2 protein-coding genes are annotated in these 1,819 nt (G+C 38.3%); both read left to right on the forward strand.

What is annotated here, in order from left to right; all coding sequences use genetic code 11:
* Positions 1-81: 81 nt before the first annotated feature.
* On the forward strand, positions 82-1,413 hold a 1,332-nt coding region (locus DYY66_RS01125), incomplete at its 3' end, for a hypothetical protein (protein ID WP_218583556.1).
* Between the two features lie 62 nt (positions 1,414-1,475).
* Positions 1,476-1,819, forward strand: a 344-nt coding sequence (locus tag DYY66_RS01130) for a hypothetical protein (protein ID WP_166285471.1), incomplete at its 3' end; no start/stop codon positions are given.

The following is a 1,819-nucleotide window of genomic DNA, read 5'->3' on the forward strand; positions in this document are numbered from 1 at the left end:
TCCGGCTCGATCCATGTTTTTATAATCTAGAGAATCCTACCACAATTTTTTTATGAAATGTACGTCCAGTGTGTGTAAGAAATGAAAACTCTACTCATTTCAATAATTCTAATTTTATTAGCAACTCTAGGCTATAATTATGCCGCATTTGCCCAAAGTTATCAAAATAGTCCTACCTTGCCAGAGGGCTCTAATCCTCCTGCCATAATAACTCAGGTAGAACTTGCAAGTCCACTTTCATTATTCCCAGACAATCAGACATGCTATGACAAACCAGGCTTTGCTTCTGCGTACACATGCTCTACAGATATAGTTCCAGGTCACAAGGTTCAATGTGGATATTTTATTGGCAGTAGTACCTGTGAGCCAATTCACCAATACACTAGTAGTTATAATCAAAATTGTCTAGGCTCGCAGGGTTTCGCAAATGCGCCACAATGGTTTGATGTATACAACACACTAAACCAAACCATACAATTACAATATTTTACTGTCAGAGTGCCAACCCAAAATGGATCATATTATGAGGATGGACCACATTATGTCACACCAAATATTGGGCCACATGAAAAATGTACATATGCATTCTATCCTATTGATGAACCAATCTCTTTAGATCCAACAAATAAAACAGTGTTGATTTCATATGATTATGAAGGGAAACATTACACTGCATCTACACCTTTGTTGACTGATGTTTACAACGATAACAGAACATGGCAATTTGATGGGAACAAGTGGATATTTGCTGAACAAAATAATGATCTATGGTATATTGGAAAATCTGTCAACCCGAATATGTATGTAAAATACAAGATTGTGGACAATGGTACCAATAGTGGTAATCCATATGAAATGACTGTTTATTTCATGGAACATGATTCTGATAAACAATATTGGAATGCTACAATCTCTGTTGTCTATAACGGCAAAATAGTTGCAGGTACTTTTCATCTAGCAGATGACAATTTGCGTATTCTTTCAGATTCCAACGTTTCAGATGTGATGAAGCCATATGTGGTTAGTTATTCCCGCACACTGGATTCTCTGACAATTGTAGCCACTCAGCCCGGTAAACCATTATCTGCGCCCTGGTGGTGTGCTATAGGCGGCTTTAATGGATGCCTCTACCAAGTGAGCCCCAATATAGAAAATGTTAACGTTACAGCAGGCACATTTTCTTGTAAAGTTCTGACAGACAAGAGATATGAGACATACGTAAACCAAGACACACCATACCCCGTCAAGCGCAACATAGGTATGGGAGGTCTGGCGACAATTTCACAGGTTCCATTTTCAGAGTATGAACTTCTGGAAATAGGGCAAGGGCATGAGAAGATACCAGAATTTCCATTTACGATTCCAATATTGTTGATTGGAACTGTATCTGTAATTGCATTTTATAGGGTGAGANTCCACCACGTCTAACACTACAAAACGATAACTCAGAAAATAATTGTGGTCAATTTTACACGGTGCCTACAGACAATCACTTTCTTGAAGTATATCCAGTTCTTGTGCTACCACAAAATTCCATGGCATGTGTCAAGCTTACTTATACGATAAATTACATGTACAACGATAACAGAAGTGGAGCCGTTTGGCCTCAAATGCTAAACTTTGGAGAAAGACTTCACATTGGAAAATATAACTATGTCTCACATGGCGACGAATTTTCCATGTCAACAGGCAAGGACTCTACTAGTTCGTTTCAGATTGTAGCAATGCCTGAGACTGTAGACCTTGCAAAATATCCAGTTGGTTCACAATTTACTATAACATTGGTTATACACACCCTACCAAATGCAACCGGGTTTTA

This window comes from Candidatus Nitrosotalea sp. FS, assembly GCF_011319475.1.
GTDB lineage: Archaea > Thermoproteota > Nitrososphaeria > Nitrososphaerales > Nitrosopumilaceae > Nitrosotalea.